Origin of the sequence: Mesonia sp. K4-1, from assembly GCF_008017825.1 — a bacterium.
Classification (GTDB): Bacteria; Bacteroidota; Bacteroidia; order Flavobacteriales; family Flavobacteriaceae; genus Mesonia.
Map to the genome: position 1 here is coordinate 1 of NZ_VRLS01000038.1, position 2943 is coordinate 2943.

General features: G+C 31.9%; 4 protein-coding genes. All 4 read right to left on the minus strand.

The features are described 5' to 3' along the window. Nucleotides 1-174: 174 nt before the first annotated feature. Complete coding sequence (locus tag FT986_RS06210) at nt 175-765, minus strand: hypothetical protein (RefSeq protein WP_147864339.1); 591 nt, start codon at nt 763-765, stop codon at nt 175-177. A 46-nt stretch (nt 766-811) separates the two neighbouring features. Then, nucleotides 812-1705, minus strand: coding sequence for an IS3 family transposase (locus FT986_RS06215; RefSeq protein WP_147864340.1), 894 nt, complete (start codon nt 1703-1705; stop codon nt 812-814). Then, nucleotides 1663-2034 carry a transposase gene (locus FT986_RS06220; RefSeq protein ID WP_147864341.1) on the minus strand — a complete coding sequence of 124 codons (372 nt, stop codon included), beginning with the start codon at nt 2032-2034 and terminating at the stop codon, nt 1663-1665. The genes FT986_RS06215 and FT986_RS06220 overlap by 43 nt, the downstream gene beginning before the upstream one ends. Before the next feature lie 187 nt (nt 2035-2221). Next, complete coding sequence (locus tag FT986_RS06225) at nt 2222-2725, minus strand: hypothetical protein (protein WP_147864342.1); 504 nt, start codon at nt 2723-2725, stop codon at nt 2222-2224. Between the last annotated feature and the right edge of the window lie 218 nt (nt 2726-2943).

Genomic DNA, 2943 nt, shown 5'->3' on the forward strand with positions numbered 1-2943 from the left:
ACATAGATTTTAGAACAGACTAATTATGTCTCAAATTTAATGTAGAAAAGAGTTGGATTTTACCTCAGTTCTTTGTTACCACACGTTTTTATTATTTTTTTAAATCAAATATTATGTCGAAATCAAATTTAATATTATTTAGTTCCGCTTTATTTATTGCTATTTATTTATTAATCATTCTATGGTTTTTTTATCAGTCAAAACCTTGGTCGATTGCAAAGAATCAAGATTTTTTTTGTCTGAAATGGAAGTTTGCAATTTTTTTAATTCCGATTCCATTTTCTCAATTCGCAGTTCTAATTTCTCTGTATTTTTTGAAGGCGTTAAACTATTTATGAAATTATAAACTCCAAAACCAGAACCAATGATAGCAAAAATAAATATTGGCCAAAAAGTTTTTACTTGCCATTTTTTAAGTCTTAAATCAATAATGGATTTTTCAAACTCAACTTCATCTTTATGCAATTCTCTTTTTTTGAGTTCAATTGCTTTCTTTTCTGTTTCTGTAAAACCACCTTGTTCAAGAAATTTTTTAGTTATTTCATTCGCAGTAATAACAGAATTGTATTCGCTAATTTCTATTTCTGCAACTTTGTCTACCTTATTGCTCATTTTTTCAAAAAGAAACTTAATTTCCTCTAAAGAGTTATGTTTAAATAATTCTTTATGGATTTTATGCACGGTTATTGGTTCTCCAAAATGTTCAACAGCATATTCTAAAATAATATCTTTAGCTACGCCTTCTGTCATTGTATTGTCGCTCATTTCTCAAATGTCTTGTCCTGAAATATGGCTACAGGTTAAAATTGAATTAAGCTGTTAATTTATATACCATATTTGGTGTTTTATAGTCTAAAGATAAATGTAATCTTATTTCATTGTATAGATTAATTGCATTTTTTGTTGCTCTCTTTGCGTGTTGCAGGCTATCAAATGTCTGGTCGAGATAGAACTCGTCTTTTAAGATGCCATTTATACGCTCTGCCACTGCGTTTTCGTAACAATGATTTTCTTCTGTCATACTAATACCGATGTTGTTTTTCTTTAAAATTTGAGTGTAAACATTACTGTAATACTGTATGCCTCTATCTGAATGATGTATAAGCTGTTTAACATTTTTAGCTTTATACAGAGCTTTGTTTAAAGCTCTCACACAGCCTTTAAGTTCCAGGCTGTTGCTAATGTCGTATCCAACGATTTTACGACTGTGCATATCTGTAATGAGCGCCAAATAACAAAATCCTTTAATGGTTCTGATGTAGGTAATGTCACTTACCCAAACCTGGTTAGGTCTAGTAACTTCAACATCTTTGATGATATTCTTGTATTTGTAGAATCTGTGCAATGAGTTAGTGGTTCTGGAACTGTATTTTTTTCTAAGTGTAAGCATATTATGTTTTCTAAGAATGTTGAACAAGGTGTCTCTTCCTATTTTTAAATGGGCATTTGTAAACTCTTCATCCAGTGATCTGGTAAGTTTTCTAACACCTTCTCTAGGAAGGGATCTGCGTCTGTTCTTGACTATGGCAATAACTTTTTTCTCTATCTCAAAACGTTTATCTTCTCTACGTTTGTACTTATAGTAAGCATCACGTTTGAGTCCGAAACAAGCAGATATAGTAGTTAGAGAAGCAAATCCCTTTGATTTTTCTCTGGCCTTGATCAGGGCTTGATACTTAGCTTTTTTTTTAGCTCCAGAACAGATTTATATCCTAACTGTTCTGCTGCAACCTCAAGGTATGAATCATCAATTAAAGCATCCATATCTTTTTTCAATAAGAGCTTTTTGAGCTGTTCAATCTCTTTTTGAAGTTGTTTAATACGTGTAATCTCATCTTTAGTTTTCACGGTTACTCTGGTGTTCATTAGGTCTTTCCGGTTGTACTTCTTAATCCATTCATTAATGGTAGAAGGTGCAATACCATAAGCTTTCCCTAGTTGATACTTGTTTAATTTTCCTGCGGTAAGTTCGTCTAAAATTTTGAGTTTAAAAGATTCGGAATACCGTCTGATTACTTTGTCATTTTTGTACATAATGTTTAGAATTATGTAGCCTTTATTCAGGACGGGTCAAAATGTGTGGTAACGGTTACGTATAACCGTCAGTTACGGGTTTATATGTTTTACTTTTCGGTTTAGCACGAACGTTAGCAATTCCGAGTGGATTCGGACGTAGTCGAATCCGCCGTAATTGCGGTTATACATTGTTGTAAACTGGCTTTTATTCAATTGTTCCATTAAATGTTTTAGATTCACTATATACTGTGATTCCAAAAAGATTCCACTTTAAAATTCCGTTAGCTATAAATTCAGCCTTTCCATTCGGATTCAAGTTATTTGTGTCAATCGAATTAAATTCCCAATTGTAACCACTCACAAGTCCAGTCAAAAAGCTGTTACTTTCTATTGGGATATATTGGTTTTCTTCAATCGAGTATTTTACAAGCATATTAATGTCAAAAGTCCAATTGTTTTCCAATTTTACTTGTTTTATTGCTGAGTTGCTTTTTCTATTATAATCTTCAGTTATTGAAATTCGGTTTGAATTTTTCTCAGAACCAGAAGCTGAAATTATTTGAACAATTCCGATTACCATTATGAAAATTGAGACAACTTTAAATTGTGGTTTAAAAATTTTCTTTCCTCTTGCGATAAATCCAACAATCAGATAAAGAAAGTAAATAACTATTATTCCGTTTATTATTGACCAAATTAAATGTATCATAGTCTTCGTTTTTCAGCTTGTTTACAACGGTCTCGGCTATGAGTAGTTGCGTGGTTTAGCACTTAACTTTGCAAGTACACACCAAGCTGAAAATCCACGAGGATTTTCAGAAGTAGGCGAGAATAAGCAATTACTTATAGCCATTGTGTCTGTTGCACAAGTTACAAAAAAGCCTTAATTTCATGGAATGCAAGGAAAAAAGAATTATCAAGAAAAAC

Excerpts from the sequence above, each read along its gene's own strand:
- FT986_RS06210 (WP_147864339.1), bottom strand. The coding sequence starts at position 765 with ATGAGCGACAATACAATGACAGAAGGCGTAGCTAAAGATATTATTTTA.
- FT986_RS06220 (WP_147864341.1), bottom strand. The coding sequence starts at position 2,034 with ATGTACAAAAATGACAAAGTAATCAGACGGTATTCCGAATCTTTTAAA.
- FT986_RS06225 (WP_147864342.1), bottom strand. The coding sequence starts at position 2,725 with ATGATACATTTAATTTGGTCAATAATAAACGGAATAATAGTTATTTAC.